General features: G+C 41.5%; 15 protein-coding genes. 1 reads left to right on the top strand and 14 read right to left on the bottom strand.

All coding sequences use genetic code 11. The features are described from left to right. Window positions 1-4: 4 nt before the first annotated feature. Window positions 5-961 carry a sugar ABC transporter permease gene (locus tag F9K33_08605; protein ID KAB2879593.1) on the top strand — a complete coding sequence of 319 codons (957 nt, stop codon included), beginning with the start codon at window positions 5-7 and terminating at the stop codon, window positions 959-961. On the opposite strand, the gene F9K33_08600 is transcribed toward F9K33_08605, so the two are convergent. The 14 genes from F9K33_08600 to F9K33_08535 are packed head-to-tail and all read right to left on the bottom strand — an operon-like array spanning window position 958 to window position 16,111. Next, a complete protein-coding gene (locus F9K33_08600; GenBank protein KAB2879592.1) occupies window positions 958-1,401 on the bottom strand; it encodes a DUF2752 domain-containing protein in 444 nt (147 codons plus the stop codon). The genes F9K33_08605 and F9K33_08600 overlap by 4 nt on opposite strands. Further along, on the bottom strand, window positions 1,398-2,153 hold the full coding sequence (locus tag F9K33_08595) for a hypothetical protein (protein ID KAB2879591.1): 756 nt from the start codon (window positions 2,151-2,153) through the stop codon (window positions 1,398-1,400). The genes F9K33_08600 and F9K33_08595 overlap by 4 nt, the downstream gene beginning before the upstream one ends. Then, window positions 2,154-3,839: a hybrid sensor histidine kinase/response regulator gene (locus tag F9K33_08590; GenBank protein KAB2879590.1), complete on the bottom strand. Its 1,686-nt coding sequence runs from the start codon at window positions 3,837-3,839 to the stop codon at window positions 2,154-2,156. It lies immediately after the preceding gene. Window positions 3,840-3,855: 16 nt separating this feature from the next. Then, window positions 3,856-5,013 carry a chemotaxis-specific protein-glutamate methyltransferase CheB gene (cheB, locus tag F9K33_08585; GenBank protein KAB2879589.1) on the bottom strand — a complete coding sequence of 386 codons (1,158 nt, stop codon included), beginning with the start codon at window positions 5,011-5,013 and terminating at the stop codon, window positions 3,856-3,858. Between the two features lie 7 nt (window positions 5,014-5,020). After that, window positions 5,021-7,492 (bottom strand): hybrid sensor histidine kinase/response regulator, encoded by a 2,472-nt coding sequence (locus tag F9K33_08580; GenBank protein ID KAB2879588.1) that lies wholly within the window; start codon window positions 7,490-7,492, stop codon window positions 5,021-5,023. Between the two features lie 34 nt (window positions 7,493-7,526). Next, on the bottom strand, window positions 7,527-8,798 hold the full coding sequence (locus tag F9K33_08575) for a hypothetical protein (protein ID KAB2879587.1): 1,272 nt from the start codon (window positions 8,796-8,798) through the stop codon (window positions 7,527-7,529). Window positions 8,799-8,829: 31 nt separating this feature from the next. Beyond that, window positions 8,830-9,438: a purine-binding chemotaxis protein CheW gene (locus F9K33_08570; protein ID KAB2879586.1), complete on the bottom strand. Its 609-nt coding sequence runs from the start codon at window positions 9,436-9,438 to the stop codon at window positions 8,830-8,832. A 16-nt stretch (window positions 9,439-9,454) separates the two neighbouring features. Continuing rightward, window positions 9,455-11,146, bottom strand: a complete 1,692-nt coding sequence (locus F9K33_08565) for a hypothetical protein (GenBank protein KAB2879585.1) — start codon at window positions 11,144-11,146, stop codon at window positions 9,455-9,457. Beyond that, complete coding sequence (locus F9K33_08560) at window positions 11,139-11,612, bottom strand: chemotaxis protein CheW (protein ID KAB2879584.1); 474 nt, start codon at window positions 11,610-11,612, stop codon at window positions 11,139-11,141. The genes F9K33_08565 and F9K33_08560 overlap by 8 nt, the downstream gene beginning before the upstream one ends. A gap of 5 nt (window positions 11,613-11,617) precedes the next feature. Continuing rightward, window positions 11,618-12,334 (bottom strand): glycosyltransferase, encoded by a 717-nt coding sequence (locus tag F9K33_08555; protein KAB2879583.1) that lies wholly within the window; start codon window positions 12,332-12,334, stop codon window positions 11,618-11,620. After that, entirely contained in the window at window positions 12,331-13,113 is a 783-nt protein-coding gene (locus tag F9K33_08550; protein ID KAB2879582.1) for a geranylgeranylglyceryl/heptaprenylglyceryl phosphate synthase, read from the bottom strand. Before F9K33_08550 ends, F9K33_08555 begins: the two co-directional genes overlap by 4 nt. A gap of 20 nt (window positions 13,114-13,133) precedes the next feature. Next, window positions 13,134-14,717 (bottom strand): methyl-accepting chemotaxis protein, encoded by a 1,584-nt coding sequence (locus F9K33_08545; protein ID KAB2879581.1) that lies wholly within the window; start codon window positions 14,715-14,717, stop codon window positions 13,134-13,136. A gap of 18 nt (window positions 14,718-14,735) precedes the next feature. After that, window positions 14,736-15,503, bottom strand: coding sequence for a hypothetical protein (locus tag F9K33_08540; GenBank protein KAB2879580.1), 768 nt, complete (start codon window positions 15,501-15,503; stop codon window positions 14,736-14,738). A gap of 17 nt (window positions 15,504-15,520) precedes the next feature. Beyond that, window positions 15,521-16,111 carry a septum formation inhibitor Maf gene (locus tag F9K33_08535; protein KAB2879579.1) on the bottom strand — a complete coding sequence of 197 codons (591 nt, stop codon included), beginning with the start codon at window positions 16,109-16,111 and terminating at the stop codon, window positions 15,521-15,523. Window positions 16,112-16,133: the final 22 nt, after the last annotated feature.

Below are 16,133 nucleotides of genomic sequence, written 5' to 3'. Positions count from 1 at the left end.
TTGAATGAACGCATATTTTTGCGGGCAAAATATATACAAACGAGTAAGAAAAGTCAATATAAATATCCACCAAGAATTAATAAAAATGAAACTATTCCGGACCACTTCACACCCGTTCGCTTTTATTCTGCCGTGGATTGTTATATTTTCTGTTTTTTGGGCATACCCTATTGTTTATTCATTCTATCTCAGCTTCACCGACTATTCGCTTTTATCTCCCGAAAAGGCGCATTGGATAGGAGTTGAGAATTACAGCTCCATGTTAAATGACGATACATTCCGGCTCGCGCTTAAAAATACACTCATCTTCTGCATTGGAACCATTCCGGTTATCACTGCTCTTGCTATTCTCTTTGCCAATGCTATTCACCAAACTTCCCGATTTCAAGCCTTCTTTCGATCTGCCATTTTCTTACCATCCATTATTTCCATAACCGTTTTGTCGTTGATCTTTGTACAATTATATTCGCAGGACGGTTATATAAGTTTCCTCGCGCGTCTTTCCGGAATTCAACCCGAACCCGAAGGGATCTTATTAAGTGAAAAAACTGCATTAGCGGGCATCATGGGAATGGACATATTTATCGGGACCGGATATTTTTGTATTCTATTTCTTGCCGCAATCAAAAATATATCCGTGGAATTGTATGAAAGCGCAGACATAGCTGGAGCAAGTTCATGTCAGCAATTTCGATATATCACACTTCCACTTATTCGTCCTATGATCCTGTTTTCTATTGTGATCGGTACGATCAAAGGTTTTCAGATATTTACTGAAATGTATATAATGACAAAGGGAGGGCCCCTCCATTCGACCACAACTGTGATCTATTACGTCTATGAATTGGCATTTAGAGATTTTAGAATGGGCTATGCTTCGGCCGTTGCCTATATTCTTCTTATCATCATGGGATTACTTGCATGGATTCAAATCGGAATCCTGAACAAAAACGACACTTAAACTGCCATGATACAAATTTTGTAAATCCAGCTTAGTAAAAACAAAACCAGTAATAGAACTTGAATTCGCTCAAACAACATCGATTCCATAAAAACAGAAACTGGTATTTTCTTTACCAAACCAACTAAAGCAATAATCCCAAATACTATCAGAGTGATAAACAAGAACGCCCCAAAAGGCTGCGTTTCCAAGGATTTAATTCCGTGTCCTCGTACGAGATAGGAAAATGACGTAGTAAGACCGCAAGATGGACAGGGATATCCTGTCACTGTCAAGAAGCCGCATGGCGGGAATCCCAGTTGCCGATGCGTGCCATGTCCTTCTGCTGAAGGTGAAAGTTCAATCGATAGTATAATAATGAAAACCAGGCAGATCAGATAAATGGCGTACGGTAAAGCAGAAAATGAAGGACCCATAGATTCAGAGGGCGGATTCATCATTGCTCTTTTACAGAATTTTTCAGGTTCTCAAAGGCGAGTTCAACATCAAATTTCAGATCCATGACAAAATTTGGTATCGTTTTAAATTCATCCAATGACTCCATTACCTCTCGATGATACTTCTCAATGGTGTGAAATTTTATGCGTTTGCGTTTTTCAAGATCTTCAATGCGATGGTTCCAATCAATGATCTGTGAAGAATTTTCTTCGATGTTTTTACGAATTCGGGCTATTTTGGTGATAATACGTTCTTTTACTTCGTGGGGCGTTGCCGTGTTTCGTAAAAGACGAAGCATAATACGTAACGACGTCTCTTCATCCGAGATCACGTCGGAAAAAATATCGTTGCGCGTATTAGGCGTTAGCCCTTTATCGTTAAGCACTTCAATTAGTTTTTCCGAATTAATCTTCAGCAGAAGATGAATGGCGCGCCGTCGTATGACCGGCACATTGCAAATCACGAGCCGCGCCAGCATTTCGGTGGCAATTTCTTCCTTTGTATCCGGATTTTTCGCTTCTTCAAGAATTCCTCTCAGGTTGAGCTCAGATAAGACTGAGACGGCATCTGATACTCCCTCTTTAGCAAGTTGCACGAGAACCGGCTTTGTGATCTTTGCGTTTTTTAACGCAACAATGCTTATACCCTGATTTGAATTTTCCTGTACTAGCTTAGCAAGAAACGATAGAATCCTCGATCGTTCATCATCGGATAATTTGATTTCTTCTTCTATTTCATTTTGAAAAAAATCCATCTATTTCTCCGCCTGAACGGTAAAATACACTACCGAGCCCTCTCCTACTTTACTTTCTACCCAAATTTTGCCTTTGTGCGCTTCAACAATGGACTTACATATAGCCAGTCCCAGCCCAACACCGCCGCCCGCGGCATGCTCGTCACTTGAAAAAACGCCGCTGCCCCGTTTATATTTTTCAAATATAAACGGTAATTCATCTTCCGGAATACCAATGCCCGTATCTCGAACGTAAAACCGAAGCGGGTTGCCTGAGTCAGCCTGAACTCCGATCGAAACACTTCCCCCATTTGAAGTAAATTTGATTCCATTAGAAATAAGGTTATTCATGACTTGAATAATTTTTTCTGCATCAAACACCGCCTTGAGAGTCTCATCTTCAATTTCATTATTCAACATAATTTCTTTTTGCTCGGCCAGAATTGACATGTTTTTGACAGCTTCATCTAATACCGTTTTGACGGTATTATTCTCGACAAAGACTTCCAGGGTACCTGATTCGATCCTTGAAATATCAAGGATATCATTAATAAAACTGAGTAGTTTTTTGTTATTTCCAAGAATATTTCCAAGAATTTCTTTCTGATCTTCTGTGACCGGATCAACGTATTCATGATAAAGTGCCTCCACAAAACTTTGGTTAGCAATGATCGGGCCGCGCAGATCATTCACGATCGTTGAAGTAAAATTAGTTTTCATCCTCTCGATCTCTTCCAATTTCCTGATATATTTTATAGTGAGCAGGAGCTCCCGCGCGATGAGCTGAACAAGTTTGTGAATGTCCTTATTATATGCAAAGGTATCCGATGTAAATACGGCAATAGATCCAACGGCCTCCTCATCATCCTGCAGCGGTATGATCAGAGTCGATTGTATATCGGCTGTGCCATCTTCTTTCACCAACTCTTCCTGCAGAACTTCCTTACGCACATTTTTGGCCATACCCAGGCGAATTTTTTCAGGATTAAAATCCTGTTCCAGCGCCGTCTCCATGCACTTTTCTACAAATCCGTCCGTGACCGGTTTTTGAATGTCGATCGTAAAATGCACATCCTCTTTGACAAAAAGAGTAATAATGGACACATGATACTCTACTATCTGATGAAATAATTCAAAAGCCTTTTTCATCATCTCGGATCGATTATATGCATAGCGGGACAATTCCCTCATCCGATTTGAAACGGTAGATTCATACAGCAGGCGTTCAAGAATCCTATTGATCTTAGTCTTAACGCTTTCTTCCGCGCCTTCAGGAGAGCTGACAGCGTATTTATCCTCTTCTCGTTCTGAATAATCAATCATCTGCGGTTTGACAAAGCTCTTGATAAGCCTGTCTACTTCGGCAAGCAACTCTGCGGTATCCGTAGACTTAGTAACGAAGCTGTTAGCTCCAGCTTCAATGCCCCAAAAACGGTCTTGTTGCTGCCCAAGGCTGGTTAACAATATTATAGGAATGTGGCCGCGTGAAGGGTCATCTTTGACAAGGCGGCAGAATTGATATCCATTGAGTTCCGGCATGATAATATCGCTTACGATCAAGTCGGGATTTTCAGTTTCAACCAGATGAACGCCCTCTACTCCGTTTTTTGCGCTGATGACAAGATAACCGGCTTTGGTTAGCGCCATCTTATACATTATGAGTTGCGTTGCGCTGTCATCGACCACTAATATCTTTTCTTTTGCCACAATACTGCCCGGTTAGTTATGCGTTTTCAATTTCATTCAGCTTAGTTACATATTCCAGATCGTTTGCTATGCGCTCGATCGGGAGAATCTTGTCAACAACTCCTAATTCGATTGCTTCCTTTGGCATGCCAAAAACAACACAGGTTTCCGGACTTTGCGCAATAGTGAGACCGCCGGCATCTTTGATAGCTTTCATACCGTCGGCACCATCACGCCCCATGCCGGTCAAAATAACGCCAATAGTCGCACCGCCGTAAACTTTCGCTGCAGTTTCCATCATTAATGTCGCACATGGTCGTAGGCCATTGATAGGCATTGATTTACTCAGGCGCACCACTTTTCCTGGATCGATCAATAGATGGAACCCGTCTGGAGCAACATAAATATTTCCTTGGGTTAGGACTTCACCGCGTTCAGCAGTTTTAACAGTCAAATTACACTCCTTGTTAAGCCAGTCTACAAAACCCTGGCCAAATCCTTCACAGATATGTTGTACGATAACAATCGGGATCTGAAAAGTATCAGGCAAATTTTTTAAGATCTTCAGAAGGGCTGAAGGCCCGCCTGTGGAAGAAGCAATGGCTACAACCTCCGGAGGCTTTGAACTGGTCTTTGCTTTAGGATACAAACGCTTATCGGCAGCCAGCAATTCTCTCGTAGAAGGCGTTTTTATTCCAAATTTATTTGATGCGGGCGTCAGCGGCATATCGCCGCTCGATGCCTGTTTGGAATCAGCTCGCGCACTAATTGCTTTTCCCGACACGTGGTGAAATACTTTAACGCCGGAGAGAATTTTTACTTTCTTGATAAGGTCTCTGCCTATGTATTCATAATCCATGGCAAGATTACCCTTGGGCTTTTCAACAATATCTAAAGCACCGGCTCGTATCGCATTAAAAGCAATATTCAGGTCGTCCTTACCTACCGAAGCACTAATCACGAGAATTGGTGTGGGATGAGATGTCATTATTTGTTTCGTTGCTTCGAAGCCGTCCATAACCGGCATACGAATATCCATTGTAACAATATCCGGACGCAGTAGCTTCACTTTGTCAATCGCTTCTTTGCCGTTTTTAGCCGTACCGATCACCTGGCATTCATCATCAGCAGCAAATATTTTCTGAAGAATCATCGTTACGGTTGGCGAATCTTCAGCTATTAGTATTTTAATCATAATTTAGTTAGAGTAATTTTTCTATGGTCTCAAGCAGATTGGATTGATCAAAACTCCCCTTTATAATATAAGCATTTGCCCCAACCTCGATTCCCCTGCGCTTGTCTTTATCCGATTCCAAGGATGTACAGAGGATAAAGGGAATATCCGGAAATTTAGATTCTTTTCGAACTTTTTCGGCAAACTCAAATCCATTCATTAAGGGCATTTCGATGTCGCTTACAACAACGTCATACACCGCTTCATGCAATTTCTGGTAGCCCTCCTGGCCATTGGTCGCAATGACAACATTGTAACCTGCGGATTCCAAAATGTTTTTTTCAAGCGTTCGCGTAGTGATGGAGTCATCTACAACGAGTATTTTTTTTTTGGCCAGATCTTTTCTGCGTCGTTCTTTGAAAACAAACTTCCCGCCGGAACCTTGTACAGATTTGACGAGGTCATTCGGATCTAAAATGATAGAGATTCTACCGTCGCCAAGTATAGTGGAACCTGCTACATTTCTTACGCGCTTCAATTGATTGCCAAGGCTTTTCACTACGACTTCCTGCTCATCCAACAATTTGTCCACGAGAAAAGCCGCGCGACGGCCGGACGCATTGAAAATAACGGCGGGAAATTTGTTGGTCTCGATGGTATTGATATGCTGACCTATTTTCTGAACTGCGCCCGTCTTTAACAAACCGCGGCTTTTTAACCGTTGTCTTGGATTGCTTAGTACGTCTTCAAGCTTAAATAAAGGCACCGGGTAACCGTCAACCATCACAAACGGATTGGCTCCTCCGGTCCACAACTCTTCTTCAGTCAGTCGTACCGTTCGTTCAATATAATCGATCGGCAAGGAGTACTGATCGCCTCCGATATCCACAATGAGGGCATGCGTCGTAGAAAGCGTTAAGGGTATTTTAATAATAAATTTTGATCCTTTGCCCTTTTCCGACTCCGTTTCGATCGTACCTTTGATCTTCTCAATATTGGATTTTACAACATCTAAACCAACGCCGCGTCCCGACAGATCCGTAATAATTTTTGCGGTAGAGAATCCGGAATGAAAGATCAGGCTGATCAGGTCGTTCCTTGTAACTTCGGATGCCTGATCTTGCTTTATATACCCTTTTTTTATGGCAATTTGCAGAATCCTTTCAGTATCAATTCCCTTGCCGTCATCAGAAATCTCGATCTGAACCATATTGCCGGCATAGCTGGCTCGAATGGAGATTTGCCCTTCCGGAGGTTTTCCTGACAATTCACGCTCTGCCGGCAACTCCACGCCGTGATCAATTGCATTTCGAAGCAAATGAATAAGCGGATCTTTTAATTCCTCCAATATTTTTTTATCAACGCGTGTTTCTGCGCCAAACACTTCAAATTTTATTTTTTTGCTCTGAAGTTTTGCAATATCACGAATCATGCGGGGATATAAATCAAAAATAGTGGAAATCGGAAGCAGACGGATGATCCTCAGATTATCCTGAATATCGCCGGTAATAACGGCTGTTCTTAGGTTTTCTTCGCTATGCTTATCATGCAAATCATTTATGAATTCTATCAATTTTGCGATTTTATCAAATGAATTATTAAATGAATTGATCAAATAGCGTAAATCCGTATGGCTGATAAGCTCCTTGCTGATCCTTGCCATTTTACCATTTCCGGGGCCCGTTTCATGTTCAGTTGATAACCGGTTTCCCGTCTTGTCAACAATTTGTTTCACCCTTTCATACTGCTGCCCCCACTCTTCGCAAAAATCTAATATTTTACGAATATCCGACAAACGCTGCTGTGACTTGATCCGCGTAGTGATAAGTTCGCTGACCTGATTCATCAGATCATCCAACCTCCGGGTGGGAACCCGGATGAAGGCATCATCGCTGCCTAAATTTTTTCCGGTTCCATCCGATTTTTCTACAAAGATCTCTGTCGCATTAGGATCGAGTGCCGATTGAAATTGTTCTGATCTCGGCACCATTTCATCTTCGGTCAACTCAATATCGGTAATCGGCTCTTCCTCTATTTCGGCTTTCGTGGTGGCCGGGGCTGACTTGGACTTTTTCGATTTTCCTTGTTCAGAATCCGCATTCTTAGCCTGCACCAATTTTTCGAGGCGTTTGTTTAGGGTATTGACATCTATGGCGTCGTCGGTTCCTTCGGAAGAAATCTTTTCTATGATCTGTGAAATCAGATCGACGCCTTCATAAACCAGATCAAAATCCTCTGGAGTTAACGATGTTTTTCCCTTTCGGAGCAGGCCGAAAATATCTTCAATCTTGTGAGATACTGCTTCTATCTTGCTGAATCCCATCATCCGCGCAGAGCCTTTGATACTGTGCGCCGTTCTGAAAAGCTCATCCAGCAATTCTTTCGATGTGGGTGACTCCTCTAATTTGAGAAGTCCTTTGTTCAGATTCTTAAGGTGTTCTTCGCTTTCCACCTTAAAAATGGACATCATTTCTTTTAATTCTTCTTTCGAAAGTTCCATATAATTTTTGTTATGTGGCGTTAAAACCTAAAACCTAAGACCGTTTATTCCCGTTTCCATTCCCATTCAACTGTGTTTCAACAATTTCGTCAAGATCTTTGGTCAAAGTAAGTACCGAATCAACGGCATTTTGAGTTTGATGCGTGCCGGTTGCAACCTGTTTCACCACCTCATTGATATTAGCCATAGCCAATGTAATTTGTTCAATACCGATGGTTTGCTGTTTACTTCCAACGAGGATTTGTTGCGCATAACCTACATTTTCCTCAAGACTTTGCATACTTTCATCCATGAGCCGGCCGGCTTCACGTATTTTCTCCACGCCGATATCGACGCGTTTAGAGCCTTCTTCAGTGGCCATTACGGTGGAATTGGTTGCATTTTGAATTTGCGTAATGAGATCACGAATTCGCAGCGAGGCTTCTTTGCTTTTTTCCGCCAATTTGCGAACTTCGAATGCAACTACACCAAAACCTTTACCGAACTCTCCCGCCTTGCTTGCTTCGATAGCGGCATTCAGGGCAAGCATATTCGTTTGTTCCGCAATATCATTAACCGTAGTGGTAATGATACCGATTTGCTGTGTTTTTTCACTCAAATCTAGAATTTGTTCTGCAATACGCTCAACTTTACGGCGGATTTCGTTCATTTCATCAATCGTGCCGTCTACCGCATTCTTGCCTTTGCCGGTTACTTCCATGCTCTTCTCCGTTGCTTCAACAACAAACTGAGCCTTCTCGGTAGTCTGATGGGATGTAGCGGCAAGTTCTTGAGTCGTTGTTGTTGTCTGATTGAGCGCAGTGGATTGTTCATTCATCCCATGCACTTGCTGATCCATAGTTGCTGTAAGTTCCGTTACGAGCGTAGACAATTTTGAAACAGTATCTTGAATCTTATCTTTCAAAGCTTCAATATATTTAATCAGATTATTTACTATCTCGAATACATCAAAGAGAGGGCTTTTTGGATCAATTTCGAGTTTTTGGGAATAATCACCTTCTGAAACGCTTTTTTTGTAGTAGTGTACCATTTTATCAAGCGGCAAGACTAAGTTCTTTGCAATGATATAAACTCCAATAAAGGAATAAACAAATCCTGCAACAAAAACTACGGCCCAAGCCAACATATTGCTGCTGAACTTGCCAAGCAAGAAACCAAAAAAAGCATCCCCGGCTGCAATCACAACGATAGCGATAGTAATATTTTTATAGAATCGTCGCTTTGACAATCTAAATGAAAACGCAATTGAAATTAGCGTTGCGCCCGTTAATCCGAGAAAAAACCAAAGAATCTGTTGATCAAACATATCTAAACTCCATCAGCTATAAGTTAAATATTTATACTTCTTCATTAACAACAATATTTGCGTGCGCTATAAACCCGTTCCAATCTATCAGCGTGACCATTTTTTCGTTTAATAAAACGAAACCAATAACATAATTTAGATTTGCATTCTTGGAACCTGTCACAATGGGTTTAATGTCACGTTTCGGGATGCCTCTTTTTTCCAACACAGAATCAACGAGCAAACACACCTCAATCTTGTTCCAAATTGTTAGAATGAACATACTTTCCGGTGATACAACTTTCTCGTCTGCGCTGAACGACTTTCGAATATCAAGCGCCGAGTAGATTGAACCCCTTACACTGGTTATTCCGAGAACAAAATCAGGTGTACACGGAACCGGGGTAATCTCGCCGATCTGACGTATTTCGTGAATATATTGGGCCTCGAGCGCAAACAAGTCACTACCCAGCTGAAAAATGACCACATCCATTTTTTCACCGGTATCTTCTACTTTTTCAACCTTTTTTAACTTTACGGCTCTTTCGAGTAAAACCTTTTCCTGTTGTTCAGGCGTGATTTCCCTTGTCAATAAACTGGAAATCAGTTTATGCACTTCATCAAATACTTCGTCCGTATGCATGTTTTGGTTATGGCTCATATATATCCCTTACTCGTTAGTTATCCCACATTTTGACCATCATGCCAAGTTCGCGCGCAGTCAGATCATCCAGCAGCCCGATGCGATCATCGTCATTACAGGTTTTTAATATTCTATCTGTCTGTTTTAGATATTTGTGACCTTGGACATTGTCACCTAGTTTAAAATAGTTAACAGCCAAATCATAATAACCGATGGCAAAATTTGGATCAATATAGATCGTCTTTTTTAAAAGTCGGATGGATTGGTCAAACGCATTCTCTTCTTTATATATCAGGCCTAAAAGATAGTATGCTTCGATAAGCAGAGAATCGTTTTCAATTGCTTTCTGGCAAAATAGTTTTGCATCTTCTACAAGATCTTTGTTAGCCTTAATATGAGCCACCATATATAAAGCGCGTGCATTTTTAGGATATCGCTCCACCAGCTCTATAAAAGACTTTTCGGCGGCGTTAAAATCATTTTGTTGAAAAAGTTCTACTCCCTTAGAGAAAAGATCCGATTCGTTAAGCTGAGCGCGCCGTTCAACTTCAGATTGAGCGGCCGTTTTTTCAGGCGTGCTCTGTACCCTATTGGTTTCTATTTGCTCACTGCGCTGAGTCAGTTTTTCACGAACTTCACTTCTTTGTGAAACGGGTTGTTCCTTTTTTGGAGACGATCTGTGAATCTCAAGTTTTTCGATCTGTTTCTGCAATCCAGATAAATCAGGAACAGCCGTTTTCGCAGAGGAGGCAATCGTTTGCTGGTCGCTATAGTCTTTGAATATATCCCGTCGAATTCGTATACCGGTCTTATATTGTTGTTCTTTTTTCAGAGCCGTATCACGTCGATAAATAACTGCATCCGGATAAATCTCGGACACGTAGTTATCATAAATTAAACTACTGGGTTCCGCATGCCCCACGGCCAGATACCCTTTCTCCTTCAAACATTCATAAAACTTATGAACGGCTTTAATCGTCGTTTCCATCTCAAAATAGATCGTAACGTTTCTACAAAAAATAAGATCAAGGTCCTTCGTGAAATTTTCAGATAATGGATATGCGTCGTCTACTAAATTCAAATAATCAAAATTAACAAGCGACCTTACCCGATCATCAAGGTAATACAAGCCGTCTTTTTTTGTAAAAAAATTATTCTTATAGAAATCACTAATTGATCGCAATGACCACGGCCTATACACGGCGTCTTTAGCATATTGCAGTGAATTAATATTAATATCGGTTCCGATAATACTGATGTTCCATTCCCTTATATCAGGCAACAGGTGATTCAGAACCATCGCCGCTGTGAACGGCTCCTCCCCTGTAGAGCAGCCTGCGCTCCATATACGCAATGTCTTATCGTGTTGATGCGACTTGATAAGGTTTGGCAAAACCTCTCTTTCGATAACGTCAAAATGCCGAAAAAAATAAGTCTCTCCGATAGTCAGAAATGAAACCAGCATTTTGAAAGCAGGTGAATTCGATTTTTCAACGGATAAGAGGTCAAAATACTCGCTCAGATTTTTCATGCCCGAATAGTGAAAAGCCTTCAAAACCCCCGCTTTCAAATCAGATCTTTTACGGTCAGCAAAAAAAATACCGCTTTTCGTCCGAATCAAATCACGGAACTTTATAAAATACTCCTCCGAAAACTCTGTCTCACGCGCGGAGTACCTTGTTGGCGAGCGTTTTGCCGCAGTAGTTTCTGCATCAGCTCTATGCATTAATTACGCCCTGTTCGAGTTTTTTGAATTCATTTACGGTAAATAATTTCTGCACATCCACCAAAATGGTCATGTGCTCGTTAAACAAAAAAGTACCCAAAATATATTTAGGATCAATGACAACATCCGGTTGAATGTTTTTTGAAATATCTTTTTCTTCAACTTCAAAAGTTTCTTTAACTTCATCCACCATCAAACCCAGAGTTACGGACTTAATTTTCATAATAATTACGCGCGTCTTAAGTTGTATCGCTGTGGTTCCCGCGCCAGATCTCGACAGAAAATCAACGACCGGTAAAGTTTCTCCGCGCAAATTAATAATGCCCTTAACAAATTCCGGTAATTCTGAAACATGATCCAAGGCCGCCATACGTATTATTTCTTTTACGCAGTTCAAGTCCATCGCGTAATCTTGATTATCAGACCTGAAATGTAAGAGTCGCAACTGTGTATTATTTTCAGCCATGATGCCTATACCTCAACCGTTTTCATTTGACTTAAGAATTTTTTTGAGTACAAGGGTATGTGTCTACTTTTTTCCTGTGCCAGTTCATCCAGCATCTTAATTAAAGCAGTGTAATCATCTACATCATACCACATCGGTAAAAGCTGCACCGCTTTCTTTTTATTGATCAAATTTTCTAAAGTTTGAGCAAACGCATTTTCCGTACTCCATGCCACTCCTGTAAAATAGTCTTTTTGAATCGTTTTTAAACCGAGCAAATAATACCCTCCGTCTTCTGTTGGGCCTATGACGCAGTCGGTTTTACTCTGGCCCATTTCATCAAAGGCTCTGGCAATATATTCATCAGGCAATGTTGGGTGATCCGTTCCTATGACCATGGTCTGCGTATATTTTTCAGAAAACACGGTATCAAAAGCATTTGATATTTTCTCACCCAGATTAGCCCCTTTTTGCACAAGAATTTTTATGTCTGATTTTAGATCTTTTATCTCTGGAATTGTGTTCATGAATTCCGTGAAATAGCCGACTGCATTATCCGGTGTGATCATCAGAAATATTTTGAACTTCATTTCCGACGCGAGCTTGCAATATTGTACTATGGCGTCCTTCAAAAAACATATATACAGCTCTTTCGCCTCGTCAAAGGTTAACGGCGGCACTAACCGCGTTTTCACCTTTTCCGCTTCCGGTTTTTTTGCAAAAACGATGAGCGCGCGCGTCATTTGACCTTTCTGAGAAAGGGTGTTTCTATCGTGGGATTCTTCCAATGTACAGCATCTGAAAATTCTTTGATCAGACCTATATTTTCCGAAGGCTCTAATACATTGCCCGTCACAACAAACGCAGCTCCCGCTTCAACTTTCCTACGAGCAGCTTCCGGTGAACTAATTCCACCTCCAACGATGACCGGGATAGTAATGTACCCGCTAACCGCTTCGATCATCTCCTCCGGAACGGAATGAGTTGCTCCGCTTCCGGCTTCTAAATAGATCATTTTCATCCCGAGATATTCGCCAGCCATTGCATGGGCCACCGCAATATCGTTTTTGTCGCGCGGTATCGGTTTTGAATTACTCATAAACTCTGCAGCCGTCGTCTTACCTGACTCGATGAGCATATAGCCGGTAGAAATTGCTTCTAATGCCATTTTACGAATAATCGGAGCGCCAAGAACCTGCGTACTGATCAGAAATTCCGGATTTCGCCCGCTTATGAGTGATAAAAAGAGAACCGCATCTGCATATTCAGAAAGCTGGATGGTGCTTCCTGGAAATAAAATGACCGGTACATTAAATTCTGCTTTAATTTGTTTAATGGTCGAATTAAATCGTTGTGATAAAAGCAGACTGCTTCCGACTAAAATAGCATCAACACCTCCTGCGACGCATGCTTCAACCGTTTTAAGAGTGTCCCCCTCGGATTTTTTGTCCGGATCAATCAAAACAAAGTAACCGGAACCCTTCCGGTCTTTTATCATAAGTAACTGCTCATAAATACTCATATTACCCCACTTATTATCAATTAATTGTCTGATAATTTGAATCTTCCGACAACAGATTTTAAAACTTCCGTATGATTGACCAAAGTATCGGTTGATCCGTCTATTTGTCGTACTCCTTGGGCCGTATTTTTTGTAATGTTTGCGATATTTTCGATGTTCTTAGAAATTTCTTCGGCCGTATGACTTTGCTGCTGCGCCGAAACCGAAATATTCGTAATCATTTCCATTACCTGGTTATTTGCCTGCAGAATATCATTAAGCGCTTCAGCCGTTTTAGTTCCAAGTTCCCTTCCTTTTTCAACTTCTTTAGTGCCGCGCTCCATCGCTCGAATGGCATTCGTCATGGCAATTTGAATTTTTTCAATCATGTGAGATATTTCCTGCGTTGACTGCGTCGTCCCTTCCGCTAGGTTTTTGACTTCACTTGCCACTACTGCAAATCCTTTTCCGTATTCGCCCGCTGTAGCCGCTTCGATAGAAGCATTTAGCGAGAGCAAATTAATCTGATCGGCAATGTCGTTGATTACCTCAACAACCGTTCCTATTTGTGACACCGTCCTGCCTAATTCCAGCAACGTTTGCGCGGACTCGCTGACCACAGCGGAAATATTGTGCAAGCCCTTTACCGTATCATCCACAACATAGCGGCCTCGCCGCACGGCATCGTGCGCATCTTTCGACAATCGAACGGCATCGGATGTGTTGCTTGATGTTTGAACGATGGTCGCCGACATCTCTTCTGCTGCGACAGCGACAAGCGTCGTCTGATTGGATTGCTGTTCTGCGCCGTTGGCAACACCCGATGAAGAATTACTGATATACTCGACGGACTGTGATATCTGAGCAGACGCTTTGGCAACCTGACCGATTAATTCATGCAGTTTTCCAACAAAAGTATTAAATATGTTACCAAGCTCACCGATCTCATCGGCAGAATCCACGTCGATTCTTTTTGTCAAATCACCTTCACCTTCAGCAATGTCGCGCATGCGGTCGACTATTCGCGTGATCGGTTTTACAAGAACGTTACTAAATACGTAGGCTGCGAATATGCCAACACCGATGGTCACAAGCAGTAAAATCACACTGAATGCAATGTCTTGGTTTAATTTGGTTGAAATAGGTTCCGTAGATGCGCCCATGGCGAGAACACCGATCTCATTATCCACGCTGTTGACAATAGGGCGAATAACGCAATTCATCTGAGATTCATTAAAACGCCACTCTTTGCTTTTTGAATTTTTCCATTGCGATATGTTATTCGTCAGCATCTCAACAATCTTGTCCTCATCACGCCCTTGTTTTACAAACGTTGCAAAAACCATCCCGGATGCATCGTAAGACACGACAAACTCCACCGATCCTTTGATGGATTCATAAGAACTAAGCACCGAAGCTTTATCTCCAAAATCCAATCCTGCGCTGATGTTTTTTGCCGTAATATCCGAGTACGTTTTCAGCAATTCATTTTGATCATCTACCGCCGTCTGATATAATCGAACGGTAAAAATCACGGTAACGATCGTCATAAAAAAAGCGGCGAATACGGCAAAACCAATCATCAGTTTGGCGCGTAGTCTTAGATTTTTGAGATATTGCATCATTGAGGTTTCTCCAACACGTTAATTAGAAATTCTGTGTTCAAGATAAAGTGCGGCTTCTTGAACGGATATCGGTTCGAGTATATCATCTTTTTTGAGTGAAGCATTTTTTAGATTGTTTATTTTGTTCGTGCTGTCCATTTCCATTCTTTTTTCAGAAGCGCCTCTTAACGCTTTTTGCTGATCTGACAATACCGGCTCAGCCAGTTCCCATCTGGCCTTCTTGACAGGAGCCTTCATCGCCGTTGAGGATATTACCGACGTCTTCTTGTCGGGCGGAATGCTTTGGTCAACCGATGAATCGACGAATACATAAAACAGACAAATAACTGCCAACAGTAAGCCCGAGCTCATAACGGCAAAATTGATTTTTCGCTCTCGCAGTAGTTTTTTCTTTACTTCGGCTTCCAATCCCTGAACTTCAACCGAAACGTCGTCTTTTTTGGAAGTAATAACAAAATCAATGATCTCCCTTGGCGAAAAATGCAGATTGGCATCAAATGATTTTACTTCGACATACCTCTCTTCAGCAATAAAATTAATCTTTTCCTTAATACGCTCATACTCTTTCAGAGCTTCATCCGCATCAATTTGAATCTGCGCTGCATACTGCCGTAAAATCCCTTTGATATACACTTCCGCTGCAAAATCAAAATTACCCGACTCAATAAATGTTATCCACTCTTTTTTTAAATTAGTTTCACTGACTATCTTCTTGTAAGTGATGTCAAGATCTTCGCGTCTTTCCTTGAGCCGGTTGGCAAAATCTTTAAAATAGGATTCATTCATTGTTCTCTAATGCCTTCCTAAAACTGGCTCTGAAGATAATCATATATTTTCGAGATGGGCAATCCCACTACGTTATAAAAATCTCCTATGATCTTCTCCACAAATACAGCGCTCTGATCTTGAATTCCGTACGCTCCCGCCTTGTCCATCGGAGAACCGGATCGCACATACAAGCGTATCTCTTCATCTGAAAGATTTCTAAATGTGACTTCCGTGGCCTCTAAATCTACGACTTGTTTATTCACACTTTTTTGAATGATGGCAAATGCCGTGTATACGACGTGGGTATTACCGCTCAATGACCGCAGCATGTCAATGGCTTCAGCCTCTGACGCCGGCTTACCCAAAATTTGATTATTCAAAAAAACAATCGTATCGGCGCCTATCACAATACTCTCCGGATAGATTTCTGCCACTTCTTTGGCTTTATTAAGAGCCAGTTCTTTGGCAACTTCAACCGGGTCGTGATTTGTAAAAATTTCTTCGATCGAACTTGGAACAACCTTATAATTGAATCCGATCTGAGAAAGAATCTGGGCGCGCCTCGGCGAAGCCGAAGCTAAAATTATTAATCCGAACCTTTGATCAAAATAGCCATGCTGGAGCATTAGTATAGAAATTCTATTTGGA

The organism is bacterium, assembly GCA_008933615.1.
In the GTDB taxonomy this organism is placed as follows: domain Bacteria; phylum CLD3; class CLD3; order SB21; family SB21; genus SB21.
This window is presented reverse-complemented; position numbering and strand designations above follow the sequence as displayed.